General features: G+C 44.5%; 17 protein-coding genes and 1 pseudogene. 16 read left to right on the forward strand and 2 right to left on the reverse strand.

Annotated elements, in window-relative coordinates:
* The first annotated feature begins 530 nt into the window (after window positions 1–530).
* The 14 genes and pseudogenes from U738_RS13910 to U738_RS23730 all read left to right on the forward strand — a co-directional run bounded on the left by U738_RS13910 (window position 531) and on the right by U738_RS23730 (window position 15,549).
* Window positions 531–1,154 carry a HEPN domain-containing protein gene (locus U738_RS13910; protein ID WP_035581531.1) on the forward strand — a complete coding sequence of 208 codons (624 nt, stop codon included), beginning with the start codon at window positions 531–533 and terminating at the stop codon, window positions 1,152–1,154.
* Window positions 1,155–1,247: 93 nt separating this feature from the next.
* Window positions 1,248–2,096 carry a hypothetical protein gene (locus U738_RS13915; RefSeq protein ID WP_035581533.1) on the forward strand — a complete coding sequence of 283 codons (849 nt, stop codon included), beginning with the start codon at window positions 1,248–1,250 and terminating at the stop codon, window positions 2,094–2,096.
* 115 nt (window positions 2,097–2,211) lie between these two features.
* Window positions 2,212–2,769, forward strand: coding sequence for a hypothetical protein (locus U738_RS13920; protein ID WP_035581535.1), 558 nt, complete (start codon window positions 2,212–2,214; stop codon window positions 2,767–2,769).
* Window positions 2,770–3,799: 1,030 nt separating this feature from the next.
* Window positions 3,800–4,414 (forward strand): DUF2201 family putative metallopeptidase, encoded by a 615-nt coding sequence (locus U738_RS13925; RefSeq protein ID WP_035581538.1) that lies wholly within the window; start codon window positions 3,800–3,802, stop codon window positions 4,412–4,414.
* A 40-nt stretch (window positions 4,415–4,454) separates the two neighbouring features.
* Window positions 4,455–5,489: a helix-turn-helix transcriptional regulator gene (locus U738_RS13930; protein ID WP_035581540.1), complete on the forward strand. Its 1,035-nt coding sequence runs from the start codon at window positions 4,455–4,457 to the stop codon at window positions 5,487–5,489.
* A 40-nt stretch (window positions 5,490–5,529) separates the two neighbouring features.
* Window positions 5,530–5,697 carry a hypothetical protein gene (locus U738_RS22980; RefSeq protein ID WP_231896794.1) on the forward strand — a complete coding sequence of 56 codons (168 nt, stop codon included), beginning with the start codon at window positions 5,530–5,532 and terminating at the stop codon, window positions 5,695–5,697.
* A 355-nt stretch (window positions 5,698–6,052) separates the two neighbouring features.
* The gene (locus U738_RS13935; protein WP_161786295.1) at window positions 6,053–8,050 is read left to right on the forward strand and encodes a dynamin family protein; all 1,998 of its coding nucleotides are present in this window, start codon (window positions 6,053–6,055) and stop codon (window positions 8,048–8,050) included.
* A complete protein-coding gene (locus tag U738_RS13940; protein WP_035581543.1) occupies window positions 8,040–8,678 on the forward strand; it encodes a hypothetical protein in 639 nt (212 codons plus the stop codon). The genes U738_RS13935 and U738_RS13940 overlap by 11 nt, the downstream gene beginning before the upstream one ends.
* Window positions 8,679–8,682: 4 nt before the next feature.
* Window positions 8,683–11,865, forward strand: a complete 3,183-nt coding sequence (locus U738_RS13945) for an ATP-binding protein (RefSeq protein ID WP_050712947.1) — start codon at window positions 8,683–8,685, stop codon at window positions 11,863–11,865.
* Entirely contained in the window at window positions 11,862–12,596 is a 735-nt protein-coding gene (locus U738_RS13950) for an HNH/ENDO VII family nuclease (RefSeq protein WP_050712946.1), read from the forward strand. Before U738_RS13945 ends, U738_RS13950 begins: the two co-directional genes overlap by 4 nt.
* A complete protein-coding gene (locus tag U738_RS13955; RefSeq protein WP_035581545.1) occupies window positions 12,596–12,994 on the forward strand; it encodes an SMI1/KNR4 family protein in 399 nt (132 codons plus the stop codon). The genes U738_RS13950 and U738_RS13955 overlap by 1 nt, the downstream gene beginning before the upstream one ends.
* 205 nt (window positions 12,995–13,199) lie before the next feature.
* Entirely contained in the window at window positions 13,200–13,484 is a 285-nt protein-coding gene (locus U738_RS13960; protein WP_035581547.1) for a hypothetical protein, read from the forward strand.
* A gap of 1,018 nt (window positions 13,485–14,502) precedes the next feature.
* Window positions 14,503–15,362: pseudogene (locus tag U738_RS23820) on the forward strand (ATP-binding protein); the annotation flags it as partial.
* Between the two features lie 52 nt (window positions 15,363–15,414).
* A complete protein-coding gene (locus U738_RS23730) occupies window positions 15,415–15,549 on the forward strand; it encodes a hypothetical protein (RefSeq protein ID WP_268746289.1) in 135 nt (44 codons plus the stop codon).
* Between the two features lie 107 nt (window positions 15,550–15,656).
* Here the strand turns inward: U738_RS23730 and U738_RS13975 are convergent, their stop codons facing one another.
* Both U738_RS13975 and U738_RS13980 read right to left on the reverse strand, forming a co-directional pair.
* A complete protein-coding gene (locus U738_RS13975) occupies window positions 15,657–15,938 on the reverse strand; it encodes a hypothetical protein (protein ID WP_035581550.1) in 282 nt (93 codons plus the stop codon).
* A 305-nt stretch (window positions 15,939–16,243) separates the two neighbouring features.
* Complete coding sequence (locus tag U738_RS13980; RefSeq protein WP_051912778.1) at window positions 16,244–16,450, reverse strand: hypothetical protein; 207 nt, start codon at window positions 16,448–16,450, stop codon at window positions 16,244–16,246.
* A gap of 349 nt (window positions 16,451–16,799) precedes the next feature.
* Here U738_RS13980 and U738_RS13985 point away from each other — a divergent pair, with 349 nt between their 5' ends.
* Both U738_RS13985 and U738_RS13990 read left to right on the forward strand, forming a co-directional pair.
* Window positions 16,800–17,609: an alpha/beta fold hydrolase gene (locus tag U738_RS13985; protein ID WP_035581552.1), complete on the forward strand. Its 810-nt coding sequence runs from the start codon at window positions 16,800–16,802 to the stop codon at window positions 17,607–17,609.
* Between the two features lie 5 nt (window positions 17,610–17,614).
* Window positions 17,615–18,607 carry a GGDEF domain-containing protein gene (locus tag U738_RS13990; RefSeq protein ID WP_035581554.1) on the forward strand — a complete coding sequence of 331 codons (993 nt, stop codon included), beginning with the start codon at window positions 17,615–17,617 and terminating at the stop codon, window positions 18,605–18,607.
* Window positions 18,608–18,611 lie beyond the last annotated feature (4 nt).

The following is an 18,611-nucleotide window of genomic DNA, read 5'->3' on the forward strand; positions in this document are numbered from 1 at the left end:
GGCTTAAGAATTGTGCTTGATCTCGCATTTAGCCTCCTCTCGCCCTCAGCCCTCATACTGGCAGCTAACAGTGTGATGACCATAAGTACATGACCTCACCTCTTGGCTTTCAAGAGCTTACGCGGGGTTAGTGTTTGCTCCCCAGCTCCCATCTAATCAAGACTGCGTCGCGCCAACGCTAGAAAAATTTATGCCCCAATCAGCAGGCCACGAAAGAGCGTTGAAAAGAAAAGCTTACGAGACTCAGCCTACTTCGGCAGCTTGTGCTAGGTTAGTTTCAGTAAGAATTGGGCCGTGCCCGAAAGCTAAAAGGCAGCGTATAGCTATGCAGCCAAGACTGAAAACGACCGTGCTTGGAAATACAGCAAGCGCGGGTATTTTGGCTAAACGGCCTAATGGAAAATAATAGCCCGATGGATTATGGGCTTGGGAGAATCTGGTGGGCTGCATTTGCCGGAAAAAGTGCCATCGTGTTCATTCAATAATAGAATGGTCAGCCTAATACGCTGCTATAAGTCTAAGGAGGGTTCGTGCCATCGAACGCGCATAGCAAATTCATAAAAACTATTAAGCGGTGCGAGTCCTTAGTTGATGCCTACAAGCAATTGCAGGCTATAGACCAAGCGAACGGTGTTGCGATTCCTACACCTAAAGATATCGTACGAGGGGCAGTTGTGCTCTCTGTGGCTGCACTAGATACTTATGTTACTGATGCTTTTTCGGAAAAGCTTGTTCCTTATCTTCAAAGGTATAAGCCTGACGACGAATTAATTGATCTTTTGTATAAGTCTGGCCTGGACACCAAGGAAGCACTTGTTCTTCTAAGTATGGAGCGTCCATATCGAAGAATTAGAACGCTTATAGAGAATTACTACGGATCATACACGACCCAAAAGTTTGATGTTATTGATCAAATATTTAAGCCCTACCGTCTCGCGAACATCACTGAGAACGCGGCGCGGAAAAGCCTGAAACCATCGATCAAGAAATCAGTCGGCAAGCTAGTTGAACGCAGACACCAAATTGCCCATGCTGGAGACTATAATCGGCACGGACGTATTATTGATATTGATGAAGATCAAATCGCCAAGCGAATAGAGCATCTCGAATTGCTAGTCACTAATATGGACGAGATATTATGCAACAGGGTGTAACGACTTATAACAATCGCAAGCAATTCGGCCCTACGGGCCCGGACGTTATGAGTAAGCTAATTTTCGCAGCGTCTTCAGCATATTAGAGATTATATGGATCCCATTGAAAGGAATGATAAACAAAGATTCGACCATGAGGGCATAAGTGATCATATATCTTACATTGAAGATTTATACTCTAAATCTGAGATCCAGATTCATGGTGGACATCAACTATTTTCTTTGTTGAGTAGCGCAAGGGACGTCGCCTCTGAGTGGGCGAGAGGCAACGTCGAAGAAACTAATATGAATAAATTCTTCTGCACGCTGCATGTTGAGCGTATTTATAGCGCAGTAAGGTTGCTGGAGTCTGAGAACAACAAGGACAAGTATTTGAGGGATCTACTGAACGGTTCCCTGAACTTCTTCGATAGAAGTATCTCGCATGCAAAAAGCATTCTGTGGGAGCTTGAGGCCTTTGCGAAGATTAAGAAAGTGATTCCAGATACAGCCCTAGATGAGCCAGACGTTGTTGTGAAGCTGAATCAACTTAATATCGGTCTTTCTTGCAAAAAAATATTTTCAGAAAAAGGTGTTCCGAAAGTGTTATCCAATGCGGTGTCTCAGATTGAGAAAAGGCACGAGTTTGGCATTGTTGCAATGAATATTGACGACATGATCCCTGATAGTGTGTTACTAAAAGCCTCGACCTTCGACGAGGCAGGCGATAAGTTACATGCTCGCAACTTGGACTTTTTGGCCAGGCATGAGCGCCATTTCAATAAGTACTTTATGTCTAGCAGAATAGTTGGCGTTCTAGTTTCAACATCAATGATTACCGATATTCTCGAAGAATCGCCTAAATTCAACAACTTTAGCCAATGGGCTATTTGGACAGTTCCAGATCTTAAACCAGAGCATGCAGAGGCAGTTAACGAGTTCCGTCATAGGATAATAGGATAGTCCAATGAGTGCCACTCATAACAAGTCGCTTAAGTTCTTACCGGCCTACTGCCTTCACAGCACGCCCCTGACGGGCCGTTGTTTAACTCAGCTTTATGACTTTCGAGGAAACTAAATGGAAATTTTAGGAGTCATTCTCTCGAGCGCGATTGTTGCAACTGTGCTTTCGTCTCTAGTGACGATTTATATTTCCCGTTTAGGATACAAAGACAAATACTTTGAAAAGCTCATTGATAAGCGTCTACTTGCTCATGAAGAGCTTTATGCTGTGGTGAATTCGTTAAAAACTGCGATTCAAGATACGGAGTCCGTAGACAGGCGAACGTACCACCAAGTTTTCTCTATGGACTATGATGATTTTAGTCGATTCACTGCACATTCATCTAGCCAAAATAACTCGTTCTGGATCTCTGACGAGACAAAAAAAGCGGCTACCGATCTCAACAGAGAGTTTTTTCGTTGTCATTTATTATTTCAGGAAACCGGAGATCTAGTTGAGGTAGGGCGGCAGGAGTACAGAGAAGTTGCGCGCATTCGCGATCAACTTGAAAAATGCCTATTGGCAGAGCTTCCCAGTCTACACAAAATTGATGTGTTTCTAAGTAATAAAACGATAGAGACACAGGTTGCCAAAGTTGACCTTAAGAAGAGACCTTCAGATGCAGAGTCATAACAATCCCAGCCAGAGCGGCAGGCAACACGCCGCTTCGATTTGTGTTGTCTGCGCCTTCTGGTGGCGTTATATCAGAAATACCTAAAATACCGTTTCTGGCCGATAGCAGCCCAAAAAAGGGGCCCACGATTTCTCGCAGGCCCCTTTTCTGATGTTTGGCGCGCCCGGCAGGATTTGAACCTGCGACCCTCGGCTTCGGAGGCTAATTTCAAGCCATGTTGATGAATTTAGCCGACAGGACAACCTATCAATAAACATCAATATAATCTTTTAAAATCAATATTTTAAAATAAAATAAGGCTCTAATAGCTTTTTCACTTTCACCGACAGACGTCCAACTCCACCTTCAAGACGGTCACATAGCGTGATTTTAAGATGTTCGGTTTTAGGACAGTTTTGATCTTTGGCGGTAGTGCCTTACCGGTGCTTCTTAACACATCATGATGATCACTTCGGAAAGCGCCCCCTCTCCCCCGAACGCCATATCGCCATATCGCCATATCGCCAACGATGCTGTTACGGCATCACACCGGTCTTTACGTGATACTGCATTTGTCTTAGCGAATTACGGCGGCGGATGCAGGCCGGGCTTGCTGTTGCTGATTGAAGACACGTTAACGCCTAGCCATTTTGGCTTTGGAAGTACTTGACTGAAAGAGATACTGAGCGATACACAGCGACTGGCCACCGCGTATATGAAGGCGTTATATCGCGTGACATCTACGGCAGGACTGCAAACACTGAATGACCGGCGGGTAGCATTTTTAATACACGCTAGGGTGCTGAGCATATGGCCCGAGATGCTGCTTTACTTCAGAAGCACCATGGGCCTATCCATAACCATCACTGCCAAACCTTTGTGCCATTGAGGCCATCACACCGTGGAAAGTATTGCTGCTAGAAGGAGTGGCTGGCTGAGCAGGATAACACTATGCATCGCATCATTTTGATCCATTGTTATTTCATGCGGCATTAGTTGTCGCAGCACTCCCGTAGCGTACTACCTTCATCACTCAGGGAAGGTAGGTATATGCAAATGTGCTCATTAATCGCTTCGGTGACCACCCAGCAAGAGCTCTCCAAGTGGCAAGCGGATCGCGACGCCTGGGCTAACACGCTCCCTATCATGAATTTTTTAAGCCAGCTTTTAACCCTAACGCCGGTCGTGGCGCCGTCGTTTGATTCTGCGAGCACCGATGGGCGGCATCTCTATTTCAGCCCGCACTACAGTGCTCGTCTATCCGATGAATCACGCCGTTTTTTACATGCACATTTAATCTGGCATTGCGTAGCGGGCCACTTAACGGCACCGCTGGTCGCTAACCATCATCGCTGGCACCTCGCCTGTGATCATGAAGTGAACGCACTGTTGCTTGAGCTGGGAATTACACTCCCCTTTGATGCGCTGCTGTTTCCCGTCTGCGTTGGGCGAAGCGCGCTGGAGGTATATCGGTGGCTTGAAGGACACCCCAATACATCTTTAGAGAAAACGGTCGACATACATCCCGCCGCGCTCTGGGCGCACATACCTAATGCGGCACCTGAACAGAGCACCGTGTCGCTATGGCGTCACCGTGCCCATTTAGTCTCACGGGAAGCCGATGCGCTGCCCGAGAGAGTCGCTAAGTTTTGTGAGGCACGGTAAACTCTTCGTTTTCATCATTACTATCAGGGGTGGCGTCACTATGTCCGATGCGCGCGATACGCTTTTCCGCTATTTGACGCTACTGCAGCTCATTCCGCGCTCCCCTGGGCGCATCTCCACCCCCGTGCTGAAAGAGAAACTCGCTGATCGTGGTTTTCATATCGATACGCGGTCATTACAGCGCGATTTAGGTCAAAAACTCTCGACACAATTTCCGATTGGCTGCGACGACAGCCAAAAACCTTACCGCTGGTATTTTGATCGCGATTTCCAATGTCATTTACCCGCACTGGATGTTCCGAGTGCGTTAACGCTTGTTCTTGCTGAAGAGTACCTTAAAGGGCTTCTCCCCCCCGTAGTGGTAGGTCAGCTATCGGCCCATTTTAATGATGCTCGGCAGCTGCTCGATGGGCTGACGTCTAACGGTCTTAGCAAGTGGGCCCGCTGCGTCCGCGCTATTCCTAATGGCAAAGCGTTAATACCCGCAGAGCTAAATGAGGAGACATGGCAGACGGTGGCGGAGGCACTACTAGAACAAAAGGCAATTGATGTTACGTATTTGTCACGTACGTCTGGAACAAAAAAGCCCCTAACACTTCATCCCCAAGGGATTGTCAGCCGACATAGCGCTACTTATCTACTCGCTCATGTCGATGGGTTTGAGGATTTACGCCAGTTTGCACTTCACCGTATAAAACACGCGACGTTCAGTCAGCGCACCTGGCAAGCCCGTGACGATTTCGATATTGATCACTATATCCAAAGCGGTGCGTTTGGCTATCGCCAAGGCCCCGAAGATGTGGTGTTAGAGGCTGAAATCGCACGTCCGGTCGCTTGGCTACTGCAAGAAACACCGTTGTCTGACCAGCAAACGATAGAGGCCCTGCCTGACAGCGGGTGGTATCGCCTGACCGCCCTAGTGCCCGATGATCAGCAAACTCTATGGTGGCTAATGGGTATGAGCACCAATGTTAAAGTGCTCGCGCCCAGTACGTGGCGTGAAACCCTTAAGGCAAATGCAGCCCAGGTACTCGCGAATTACCAGAACACTCCGGGCACCAGCGATACGAACTAAAAACTGGCTACCGATAGACACTCACGTTAAGGAAATCGCCATGCTCTACTTTGCTTTTGGATCTGATATGTCGACGCAGCGCTTAGCCGCGCGGATTCCGGCACGCTTTGTGACCACCGCCTTGTTACATGCGTTTTGGTTAGCGCTTCATCAGAGTAGCGGGGGCGGCTTGGGCAAGTGCGATATCGTGCCTGCATGGTCACACTGAACTGTCAGTGCGGGGGAAGAATGAACAAATGATGAACGTTTAATCACGTTTTATTGGGGCAAACCATGCTCATAAAGTGCGTCGACTTGAAGATATCTGGGCACTCTCACATTTCTGGTTAGAGCTACTACATGAAGCAGGTCATTAATCCAGCTGAGCCTCGATTTAAAGGGCAACGCTGGCCTTCAAGGAGTTATTAAAGAGCTTTAATATAATATTTATATAATATACGTTTGAAAAATAAATTCTCAAAAATCAAAAGAGGGCATAAAAAATGATAACTGACTACAAGTCACGGAAGAACGAGGTATTGAACTCGTATGAAAAGCTCGAGCAGTTGTTAGAGGATATTAGCGTGAATGCTGAACGGGCAGGAATGCCAAATCCCTTAGAGCGCTTGGGATCACTGCTGCTTGATATCCGTAATAAGGCAGAAAAAGTGCGTGATGACCGCTTCAATCTTATGATTGCCGGGGAGTCAAAGAGTGGTAAATCAACTTTTATCAATGCATACCTTGGTATTGAACTCTTGCCAACGGATGTTAAACAATGCACGAGTGCCATAATAGAAATAAAAAATGGAGAAGAGTTTTATGTTCGAGCAACCTATGCGAACGGGCGTAAAGAAGAAATCAAAGAGAATTCTTCGGCAAAACAATTTCTAAAAGACAATGCCGCTTTAGATGATAAATATCGGGACATTCCAGTACCTACAATAAACAGCGAAATTCTCGTTAAATCCGGATTAAGAGCGCACGCAAAGGGTGCAAATATTAGCGTCTCTAAACGAGAGGTGGAGGATCTGCTGAACGCACCTGAGGTTCAAGAGGCTAATATTCATAATATACCAACTGACGAATATAAAAAGAAAATATGGGATTACATTCAAGAAAAGAAGAATAATTGGCAAAATATTGTGACCAAGATCGAAGTAATGTTTCCTTTTGGCGATGAAATGCGTGGAATTGAAATTATTGACAGTCCAGGGGTGTGTGCTCATGGAGGAGTTGCCGAGATCACATCAAAGTATATCGAAAGTGCCGATGCTATTATTTTCTTGAAGCCTGTGTCAGGCCAGGCTTTAGAGTCCACTCAGTTTAACCAATTCATGCGTAATACGAGCGTAGCTCGCAATAAGAATGCGCTTTTTCTTGTCCTGACACGCGCTACAAATGTGACACCCAACGATTTGCGTCGTTTAGAATCAGAAGCACACAAACAATTCAACAGTTTAGATCATAGAAATATTATTCTGGTTGACAGTAAAGCAGAGCTTTACGCCAAAAAGTTCTCTGCAATTGATGATATCGAAGCCGAACTACGTCGATTAAATGAGACTGAAACACTAGATGATTTTGTTGTAAAAGCTTATACCGAAACAAATGGTATTTTTGGTAAGGGTGATTTAATAACAAAACTCCAAGAAATGTCTAGATTTGAGCAAATCTACAATTCCCTAGAAGTTTTTGGAAGAAAAGCACATTATATTCTACTTGGTTCATTACTTGATTCAATTTGCAAAATTTATACGAAGCTTTGGAATGATTTAAATTTACAAGTGGATATGTTTCGTCAAAAAGGTGAAGATCCTAATGAATTGGCAAAAAAGATTGCAAACATTAAAGGAGAACTGGATGTTATCAACAATAAAATGTACAAAGGCGTCGATGCGGTGGTGCGTCGATTTCGAGGCGACGAAGGAGTAATTTACAAAACTGCCAATCAAGCCGTATTAGATTTTAAGACTCAAGTGTCTTCAATTAGTGAGGATTCGAGCGAATCATTTAGTGAATTGGAACGTAAAGCAATCGAAAAGATAGATGAATTTAAGCAATTAACGAAGTCACTTCAAGAAGATGTAGTTTCTGAATTCGACAAAGAATTAATTTCTCTTAGCGATAATAGCACCATTCCTTTTGAGTTATTGATGCCAGATTTTACAGAAAAAACTTTTGACGAAATTCGCGAGTCAACCAAATCAAAAGCTGAAGAAACAAAGTCATATGAAGATGGCGTGACGTTTAAAAAAACTAAATATTATTCGGAATATTCAAAGAAAAGACACTATACTATCATTAAGGAAAACATTATATCTCGCCTCGATGAGATCAGGAATGCCTTAATCGACAACTTAGGCGAGTTTACAGAAAACATCAGGTCACGATATATTCAAGAGCTTTCGGAAAATGCTGATAACAAGAAAAAAGAGTTGGATATCATTATGGAAGCAAAGATTACAGCCGAACAAAATAAAAAAATAATCAAAGAGCTAACGATCTTAATTAAATGTATTTCATCTGCGAATTCAGATGCGGCAAAAATACAGGGAGGCATTGCAAAAAATGCACAATAAAAAAATCAAAACCAAAGTCGATAAAATGTTTAACGATCTTAGAACAGAAGTGACGAAAATCCTTGATGAGACAAATTCATTTAACGATTCGGTGCATAGGATTAGCCAGCGCGTTAGTTCAGAAATGGTTTCACGTAGTAAAAATATATTGAGCGATATGCTTTTCGAGTTGGATGATGCGCTTTTTGAAACCCCGTTTTTTGCTACTCACATAACTCGGCAAAATGAGTTTTTAGCACTAAATTTACGTCAAGAAATTCTCAATAAATACCAGTTTACATTAAACACTACCGTCGACTATCAGGAAGCACCTCGTATTATGCAAGCTGCCAAAGTTGGCGGTGGAGTTCTCGCTATTGGGGGCATTAGCACAATAGGGGCTGTACTAGCGACAGGACTTTCGGTTTCAAACCTTGTGCCAGTGCCCGTCGGTTTACTTTTTGCGGCGGCATTTGGAGCAGCGATGACGAATTATCTTATCGTTGAGCCAAATCGAAACAAAAAAAATTTATATTTAGCTATAGAAAAATATCTCAGCGAAGCACAACAACAAATCCACAATTGGTTTAATGAAGTTGAAAATTATTTCGACAGGCGCGCCGGTGAAATCAAACAGCATATGAGTTGATAGAATGGAAAACAATACCTTAGTAGCTCAGCAATTCTCTATGAAGAATGAATTTAATAATGACAGTGCCATCATTGGCAAACAGACTGAAGAATTTTTGCGACTTGTTTATCCTTCATATCTTGTTGATCGAGATAATATAGAAAATCTATTGGATGACGAAAGTAGTCTCCAGCTTGATGGGATGACATATTTTCGTATAAGTTGCTGTACGGCAGATACTGTGGAGAAAGCGTTTGAAACCGTGAATGCAAAAATCGAAAAGCTATTTACCGCTTTGCATTCAATTGGTATTCCCATTAGCTATGGGTTAGTCAGTCGTAAAGGTGTGACTAATCTTGTTCTTGGTATATATTCGAGTAGCGATGTTGAAAGTGTAAAAAAAATTACGCAAGGAATGCTTTCCGGTATTGAAATGGAGAGCTATACGCCTGATTTTTCTGAGAACAAAATTTCAGATATGAGCTGTGGCATTCTTTCGGGCGTTCCTACTCTTTATCTTCGAGAGCAAAAACAAACTTTCAGTCTTTCCTCTATTATGCGAAGCCTAAACGGGCAAGATTATACCGTATTGTTTATTGCAAAACCGATAACCACACAAAGTGTAACGCAAAATATCTCTGATTTAATTTCCGTGAGAGACAAAGCATTTGCCGTAAGTAAGCGGAATGTGGCACGTTCAGACAGTTATTCTGAGACGACTACACATACGAAAAATGTGAACGATGGAAAAAACAGTGTTGCAGGGCAAGTCGGTGCAGGTATCGGTGCGACTGCTGGCGGAGCTATAGGAACAATATTTCTTCCTGGAATTGGCACTTCAGCTGGTGCTCTTGTTGGTGGTGGCCTTGGTACTTTACTCGGAAGTGTTGTTGGTGGCGGAAAAACACATTCGGAAGGTTATAGTGACTCTGTCTCTAAAGCCATAACTGATGGAAATACCATATCAGGTGATATTCAAAATGGATTTGCGCTTGAACTGATGAATTACGCCGACAAAGCAATAGAACGACTTAAAATTGGACAGAATAGTGGTCTTTGGCAAACAGCGATCTCATACTCAGCTGATTCAGATGTTTCAAGAAATATTATAAAGGCTTGCTTGTGTGGTGAATTATCAAAACCCGATCCTGACAAATTGCCACTATTATCATTTGAACCCACCTCATCTCAAGAGGAAATATTGCGTATTCCTGAGTTTTTAGGCCGCGATAATGAGAATCCTCTATGCTCATATATGAACTCTTCTGAGCTTGGCTTATTGTGTACAATGCCCACTGAAAGCGTACCAGATTTTGAGCTGCGTATTGAAAAAACTTACCCTTTATCTCGAAGTTATATTGGCTCCGACTCAGTAACAGTTGGCTATGTAGCTGATGGAAAAAAAGCCATACAGAACATGCCTTTCGCACTAAGCCCTTCTGATCTTAACAAACATACATTTGTCTGCGGAATTACAGGTAGTGGCAAAACAACAACAGTCAAAAAGATTCTCGTAGAAGCTAAAAAACCATTTTTAGTAATTGAATCCGCTAAGAAAGAATATCGTAACTTGGCGATCGATACTACAGTTTACACGCTCGGCAAGCCAGAGCTTAACTGCCCACAAATCAATCCATTCTATATAATGCCAGGTGTAAGTCCACAAACGCACATCGACTATTTGAAAGATCTTTTTAATGCCTCATTTTCTTTTTATGGACCTATGCCATATATACTAGAAAAATGTCTGCATACTATATATAAAAACAAAGGGTGGGATCTAACCCTTGGATATCATCCCATGCTGGCTAATAGCCAAAGCGTAGCCAATTTTTTTAACATAAAATACACGAAGCGAAAGTACGCTCTTGCCTCGCATAAATATCTTTTTCCCACAATGCAGGAATTAAAGAATGAAATAGCTCGTTATATTGAAAAAGAATTGAAATATGATGGAGAGGTCGCAGGGAATGTTAAGACGGCAATAAAAGTTCGTCTCGAAAACTTATGTGTGGGTGCAAAAGGCTTTACATTCAACACTTGTGAACATCTTGACTTCTCGGAATTACTAGAAAAAAACGTGGTTTTTGAATTAGAAGGCTTAGCTGATGATTCAGACAAAGCATTTAGCGTGGGTCTTTTGGTTATCTTCATTAATGAATATAGGCAAATTGCTAAAGAGATAAGCGGTTACAAAAAAACAGAGCTAAAACATCTTCTCGTTATTGAAGAGGCTCACCGATTGTTGAAGAATATTAATACTGATCGCTCTACTGAATCAGCGGGCAACCCTAAAGGAAAAGCAGTAGAACATTTTACCAATATGATTGCAGAAATGAGATCTTATGGACAAGGTGTTATTGTTTCTGAACAAATCCCCACTAAGCTTGCCCCTGATGTGATTAAAAATTCCTCAACAAAAATCGTTCAACGTATTGTCTCTGCCGATGATCAGCAAATTATAGCAAATACAATTGGTATATCTGCGAAAGATGCGTTACAACTTGGCACTCTTGAGGCAGGCTATGCTTTTTGTCATAAAGAAGGCATGTCACTACCAACTAATGTTAAAATTTCTGAAACCTTTATAGATGATGATGGTGTCGAGAAAGAATTGGATGTTTTTGTGAGCGATGAGGGTTTATACAATCACAATAGTGATCGTTTCTACAAAATTAATATTGGGACAATTCGCAGCGTACTTGGCGAGGATGATATAGCAAAGCGTAAAATATTTGCTTTGTTGAATACTTTATTCGTCGAATCACCCGAAGATGTTGCTGTTTCATGTAATGAGGTTCTTAATCAACTATCCAGTTTGCTCCGTCAAAGAGGTATCTCACTTATTCTGTGCCGCGATACCTGGTCAATAGTTGCTGAATACATGACTGAAGTTCTTTTGGGTATGTTAGTTCAAGGCGTTTATTGTGCAAAGGAACTACCCGCGGATGAATTTTTTTCCGAACTGAAAAATGCGTTATCTTTACCTACACCAGATAAGATCTATAAAGTAAAAGGCGGATTGGCAAAATTATACAATCAAGATATAGCAAAATTTGCCAAACAAAATGTAGCACTACTAGCGGAGCGTTCACTTAAAAGCAGCTCTAATATTAGTGCATCAATTAGTGGTTATTTTATAAAGGTCTCTCCCAGCACACTCAGTGAAATTGTTTCTTTGGTGAAAGGAGAACCTTCAACATGATAGAAATTATTAAAAAAATTGCTTTTGATAACATCGAGCACTGCGCTTACACTACGAAAAAGGATGAGTTCTCCTCTATTGAAAATTTTTCCAATTCCTTAGAAAATGTTGTTAATCAAACAATCGAAAAACCAGACATTCAGTTTATCGAATGTACTTCTCGAGCGGCTTTAATAGAGCAGCATGCGATTAGTCGATTAGAATTCAGCATAAGCAGTCACGAGGAAATCTCTGAGTCTGATGTGACTGCAAAAGAAAGATTAAGTGATGAGGAAAAGGCAATAATAAAGGAAGAAACCAACTGGTCTGATGATATCATTGAGAATATTCAAAACATGAAGCAATACGATATTCTCAAGAACGGTGCTTTGAAAGAAGTAGAAATTAATGATCGGAAATGCCTTATTAAGGTGAAGATAGAACTTGATAAAACCGACGCCGATGGCATTTCCAACCGTGACCGCATCATACGCGGGCTTGCCCCATTGGATAGCAAAACCGGTAAGCCGCTTGAGTTGCATCACCTTGGACAAAAGGCTGATTCACCTCTAGTTGAGTTAACAGCGGAAGAACACCGAACTGGTGAATACGAAGGCGGAAAAAAGAACCAAAGCCTGTGGCACGATAACACCCTTGAAACAGAGGTACATGGCGAAGGAAGCACATGGGATCAAGAGCGAAAAGCACATTGGAAATCGCGTTCAGAACAAAGCTCAGGAGGAAATGAGTAATGGCTTCAATCGTATATACAATTCAGAACTTGCCTAATTTACTGCCATTAAAAGCGGCTTCTAACACTGAAATAACAGATGCTGAGCTACAGCTTAGGATTCGTTTCTCCGATGAGTACAAAGCATACTTATCTACTTTTGGGGCTATCATTGCAGACGGCATTGAGCTGACAGGAGTTGCAAAATCAGAGCATCGAAATGTAGTTCCAGTAACTAAACAAGAATGGGACCTAAATAATAATGTTCCCCACACAATGTATGTTGTTGAGAGTACTGGAATCGATGGCGTAATTATTTGGCAGGATACCAGTGGTTTAATCTACCAGACTTCGCCAGGTACACAGCCAAAGCAAATCGCAAAGTCACTTAACGATTACATCATTGGTAGAACCAAATAAAATTTTGGTTTTCATAAAATTGATAATCAATGGATTGTACATTTACTGAAAACGGTCGTAGCACCTTCGTTTGATTGCGCGAGCACCGAAAGGCGGCATCTCTTTTTCAGCCCGATCTACAGTGCTCGTCTTTCCGATGAATCACGCCGTTTTTTTCATACGCTTTTAATCTGGCAGTGTGTAGCGGAACAAAAGGATAACATATATGACACTCGCTATAAGAATTGATGATTTAGCAGTTTTGACTGTCGAAGATGCAATAGACACGATTAATTCTGCTATAAGGATGCCGTTGAAAAATCTTCGGCTTTTCGACCTACTATTGAGTAATGATAAAGAAACTGCTCTTAGGCACGGCGTATATATATTTTTTGATGATAAAGGAGAATGTATGTATATTGGAATGTGTAGTTCAAGCCACTTTGTGCATCGCCTAGGCAGCCATTTTGGCATGTCACCAAAATATGGAATGAACACTTTTCTACGATGAGCAGTTAATGATTTAGGACTAGATTCTAAAGAATACTGTAGTTATGTAGAGGCTATATCAAAGATAGGTGAATACTCTCTATTGGTAATTGATGCAAATAAATTGGGCAAAAAAAATATACGAAAACTAGAAAAGGTATTACATACGGTTTTCAAACCGAGACTCAACTTTCCAAAGAAAGGCGTGCCAAAAACTTACAAAACTACAGATATAAAATTTGCTTTGGGGATATTATCTTTAAGAATTAATATCCATTAAAATTTTTAACATACGTTATTTAATTAGCCGCCCTAGCAAGAGTGTCTAGTAATCGTTTGAACTGCACGTTGTTTTCTCATCCCTAGTTTGACGATCACAGTGAATGTCGCTACGCCCAACATACCTCACAGGCTGAAGGTCATTTCAGGCTATCACAGCGCTTAATTTTAGTGAATCTAAGAGAACGTACACATGTGACCATGCTAGTGGCAAGAAAAAGCCAAAGGTCCTAAACGAATAGACATACAAGGCATGTAATTAAGAGATTGTGGCCAGGATTTGGTCACATGGTGGTTACAGGCAAATAAATAAGGGCCTACGCGTTAACGTAAGCCCTTGAAATTTTGGCGCGCCCGGCAGGATTTGAACCTGCGACCCTCGGCTTCGGAGGCCGGTTTCAATTTTACAGCCCATCTTTTTTATCACCGGAAAAATTTATAAAATTAATTATAAAACAATAGCTTATAATATTAATCACTGTTTTAAAACTCTTCACCAACACACCAATTAACGCCATACTGTGCCTTTTGGCGGCACAATGTTGGCACACACCGTGACTTTTCCGCGCCCTGTTTTTGACCGGATTTGACCTTTGGCCAACGCGCAATATGTGCCTGTTTAAATGATTTGGCTACGCGTAAAACGCCAATAGTGCCACCGCCGAAAAACGCAGCACCATACGCACAATCTGCCCTTACCACTACCATGTAAACTCATCATCAACGCCAACACGCGAACGGTTTCGGCTTTGGAGGCCAGCATGTCATCTGCTTATCGCCGCAAGTTGCCCATAGGTATTCAAACGTTTTCGGATATTCGGGAAGGCGGCTATTACTACGTCGACAAAACACCGTTTATTGAGCAGCTGGCCCATCAGAACAAATACTACTTTCTTTCTCGCCCGCGCCGCTTTTAAAAGCCTGCTGCTAGATACCTTGGGCTGCCTATTTGAAGGCCGAGATCATCTGTTTGAAGACTTATATATTCATGATAAGTGGGACTGGCAACAGCAGTACCCCGTTGTGCGTTTGAGTTTTGGTAGCGGTGTTGCCAACAGCCGTGAGGATTTAGATGCCAACATCCGCTATCAGCTTCAGCAGCAACGGAAAAAGCTGAATATTGAAACACCGCCTCCCGAACGCATTGCAGACAACTTTGCCAGTCTGCTTGAAAATGCACGGAGTGTTCACGGCCAATGCGTGGTGGTGCTCATCGACGAGTACGATAAGCCCATTTTGGATAACCTCTTGAATACTGAACGAGCCCGCGAACTTCGTGAGGGACTGAAAAACCTCTAGAGCGTGCTTAAAGACGCCGACCCTCACCTGCATGACCGGCGTTTCCAAGTTCAGCAAAGTCAGTCTATTTTCGGGGCTAAATAACCTCAACGACATTACACTAGATGCCCCTTACGCCGCCATTTGCGGCTACACCGATCACGATATTAATACGGTATTTGCCTCCGAGCTGCCAGGTCTTGACTGTGAAGAGATCCGCCGCTGGTACAACGGCTACCGCTGGGGCGGAAAGCACGTCGATACTGTTTATAACCCCTTTGATGTATTGCTGCTGTTACAAAAATGCGAGTTTGGGCCGTACTGGTTTGAGAGCGCCACGCCCAATCTTTGTAACGCTTGCTCCTCCCCTTCACTCCAGCAGTGAACCCCAACTGGTGTTTTCCTACGGCTCGGGTATCACCGTCTGCATCCTTCTGCTGGCCGCCGAACTGGCGGGCTACCATCAGCTATCGCTGTACGACGGTCCTTGGGCAGACTGGGGGAGCGATGAAGCACTGCCAGTGAATTAGGGTGTTGAGATGCCAGCCATCACAGCAATGAACAACCTGCTGTTGGGAGTCAAACGCAGCCACAACTGGCGCTGATGCCTATTGAGAGACAGCACTCACCACTACCGCTACTCCTTGGTGAGTTTATCCCACTCGCCATGCTGCCACACAAAGTCTTCAATTGAGGCGCTGTAAAGCTCATCATGCCAGGGGCAGGCAATGGTAATTAAGGTACCCAGCGTTTCAGTCTGCCATTGCGCAATAAGCGCTGCCATTGCGCCTAACACTGTCTTCTTGTTGTCATCATCGACATACGCAAACACCGTCACTTTCACAGGCGCTGCCATGTTGATGACTTTTTTAAAGTCAAAAAGCACCGCTTCCACCGTTTGCTTTGACGACGCCAACACACACCCACTCGCTCTCTAACGCCAGCAGAATACGCTGGTGTGGATTATGAAACGAGAAATCGCAAAGAAACTCCCGTGGACGGCCAGGGGCATTACAATAAACAACCCCGTTAGCGGGAAAAACAGCCGATTGCGCGTTGCAAGCCGCTTCAGCAGCCTGAAAAACGCGAAGCGTATCATCTGCATTATGGGTTTTTGGCAGCCAAAGTACGCCCACGCGTTTCATCCAACGCTTTAGCAAACGATACAAAAAAGTAGGGTGCATCAAATGTCATCATCCGTTCCCTTTACCCATTATCCCTAGGTTAGGTAGCGCTGCTTTTACGCCAGCAGCATTTTCGTATACTCACGCTGTGTTTTATCGCGTCGTCTAAAATAGCCAGCAGCTTGTCGTAATCCTCTGGCATGTTTGCATCCACGCCGGCTTCCTCAAAGCTCCTTAGCGTGGCTTGGGTGTCGCCGATGTGCGCTTGAAGCTCGTGAATTACGCGCTGGTGATCATAAGGCGTCATGCTGGCCCTTGGGTTTGGAATGTCGATAACACGCTGGTAAAGCGTTTGGCGATTTGCATCTCAATGTTTTCGTGTTTACCCAGAGTAAGTAGCTCAACCTTGCGCAGATAGTTCATCACCGCTTCTTGCTCAAGGTAGTTTTTTAACCCTGAGGTTACTCGACCGGTTACAAGTTATTACCCGTGTCTGCTAACTACAGAGAAATGGCCTTCATTCACAAAATCCATTGATAAACTTTCTCATTATACAATTAGTTCTTAGGACTTACGTTGAGACGTTTACACTACGCTGTGTGGTACGGTGATAGTGCTAGCTGATTTTTACCCATAATAATAAAGCAGGGCATTCTATGACCTCATTTCGCCATCTTCTCAACGTTAAAGAGCTAGGCTACGGCACCACGCCCATTTTGCTGATTCATGGCTTTGGTTGCGACCAAACGGTATGGCGTCGCCTTCTTCCAGTACTTGAGAAAGACTACCGACTGATCCTAGTCGACCTTGCAGGTTTCGGCGGTGCCGCACCGGAAGCCTACGACAAAGCGCGGCATGGTACGTCCTCCGGTCATGCGGATGACATCGTCGCCCTATGTGATGAATTAGGCTTGGAAAATGCGCTGATGCTTGGCCACTCCATCGGGGGGACCATCGGTATGCTCGCCTCTATCCAACGTCCCAAGGCCTTCCGCCGTTTAGTGATGATTTGTAGCTCTGCGCGGTACCTTGACGACCCTCCTGACTACCAGGGTGGCTATACGCATGAGCAGCTTGATAGCCTGATGCTTCTTATGGAGCAGAATTACCTCGATTGGGCCGGTACCGTCTCGCGGGTGGCGCTTGGCGATGCTACCACTGAGACTCACCAGCGGAACCTGCAACAGCGCTTTCTTTCCGTATCACCTGAGGTACTGCGACCAATGGCAAGAAGCATTTTTCTCGGTGATACCCGCCACCACCTGCCCAGCGTCACGGTGCCTAGCCTAATCATTCAAACTGCCCGCGACGCCATGGTGCCTCTCGAGGCAGCCCAGTACCTGCAACAGCACCTCCCCGATGGCGAACTCGTGGTGCTGGATGCAGGTGGCCACTATCCCCAGCTCACGGCCCCTGACATCTTGGCTCAAGCCCTGCGGGAGCGGCTCGACATGCAGAAAGGCTGATCCCTATGAGTTTGAGAGCTTCCGATTTGGCCCGCTGGTGGCAGTTCGCTCCGTCTGGTCAGGTGGTTATTGATGAGCAGGGCAAAATTCTGTTGGCCAATTACACCCTCCGTGATTGGCTAAGCTGCTCGACGAGCCAGCTGATTAACCAGTCGGCCAGCGACCTGTTTACGGCTGAGTCGCGCATGCTGTACCTCGGAGTTCTAGCGTATCGACTCACCGAGGTAGGGACAGTTGATGAAGTTCATCTTAACCTGCGCTTGGGAAATGACGATGCCCTTCCAGTACTCTGCAGTGCGCACCGCCTGGGCGCGGAAGAGCCCTCCCTGACGTTAATTTCGATGCTGCCCATAGGCCGTAAGGATCAACTAGAACGCGAACTGCTAGAAGCTCGCCAGGCAGTCCAACACGCTCTGGAGGAGAAAAATGCGGTCATCGCCGAGCTAGAGACGATGCGCGCCACACTAGAATCGCACAACTCGGAACTACAGCGCCTCACCATGCAGCTTGGCCATGAGGCCAACAGCGATGCGCTTACCAGCTTGCCCAACCGACGCCATTTCGATCTCGTGCTGCAGGAGAGGCTAGCTCTAGCAGCCGTCGCTCATTCCTCTGATGTTTTCAGCGTGGCTATCCTGGACATCGACCACTTTAAGCCCGTCAACGATGAACATGGGCATGCTGTCGGTGACCATGTCCTACAACAGCTTGCTACGCTGCTTTCATCGCAACTACGCGGCCAAGATATTGCCGCCCGTATCGGCGGCGAAGAGTTCGCCCTGCTTATGCCGGACACCTCCATTGATGAGGCAGTCAACGCCTTGGATCGCTTGCGCCTTGCCATTGAGATGTACCATTGGCAACCAGTTCCCATCACTGCCAGCTTGGGCGTGACAGGCTATCTGCCGGAAGATACGAGCGAAAGCCTGATGGCGCGCGCCGACGATGCCCTTTATGTGGCCAAACACCAGGGGCGTAACCACGTCGCAAGAGGATGAAGAG

Origin of the sequence: Halomonas sp. TG39a, assembly GCF_000744395.1 — a bacterium.
GTDB lineage: Bacteria > Pseudomonadota > Gammaproteobacteria > Pseudomonadales > Halomonadaceae > Vreelandella > Vreelandella ventosae_B.

Coding starts and splice junctions, on each gene's coding strand:
- U738_RS13960 (WP_035581547.1), top strand. CDS start 13,200: ATGACACTCGCTATAAGAATTGATGATTTAGCAGTTTTGACTGTCGAA.
- U738_RS13980 (WP_051912778.1), bottom strand. CDS start 16,450: ATGACGCCTTATGATCACCAGCGCGTAATTCACGAGCTTCAAGCGCAC.
- U738_RS22980 (WP_231896794.1), top strand. CDS start 5,530: ATGCTCTACTTTGCTTTTGGATCTGATATGTCGACGCAGCGCTTAGCC.
- U738_RS13930 (WP_035581540.1), top strand. CDS start 4,455: ATGTCCGATGCGCGCGATACGCTTTTCCGCTATTTGACGCTACTGCAG.
- U738_RS13950 (WP_050712946.1), top strand. CDS start 11,862: ATGATAGAAATTATTAAAAAAATTGCTTTTGATAACATCGAGCACTGC.
- U738_RS13990 (WP_035581554.1), top strand. CDS start 17,615: ATGAGTTTGAGAGCTTCCGATTTGGCCCGCTGGTGGCAGTTCGCTCCG.
- U738_RS13940 (WP_035581543.1), top strand. CDS start 8,040: ATGCACAATAAAAAAATCAAAACCAAAGTCGATAAAATGTTTAACGAT.
- U738_RS13955 (WP_035581545.1), top strand. CDS start 12,596: ATGGCTTCAATCGTATATACAATTCAGAACTTGCCTAATTTACTGCCA.
- U738_RS13985 (WP_035581552.1), top strand. CDS start 16,800: ATGACCTCATTTCGCCATCTTCTCAACGTTAAAGAGCTAGGCTACGGC.
- U738_RS13945 (WP_050712947.1), top strand. CDS start 8,683: ATGGAAAACAATACCTTAGTAGCTCAGCAATTCTCTATGAAGAATGAA.
- U738_RS13915 (WP_035581533.1), top strand. CDS start 1,248: ATGGATCCCATTGAAAGGAATGATAAACAAAGATTCGACCATGAGGGC.
- U738_RS13925 (WP_035581538.1), top strand. CDS start 3,800: ATGCAAATGTGCTCATTAATCGCTTCGGTGACCACCCAGCAAGAGCTC.
- U738_RS13920 (WP_035581535.1), top strand. CDS start 2,212: ATGGAAATTTTAGGAGTCATTCTCTCGAGCGCGATTGTTGCAACTGTG.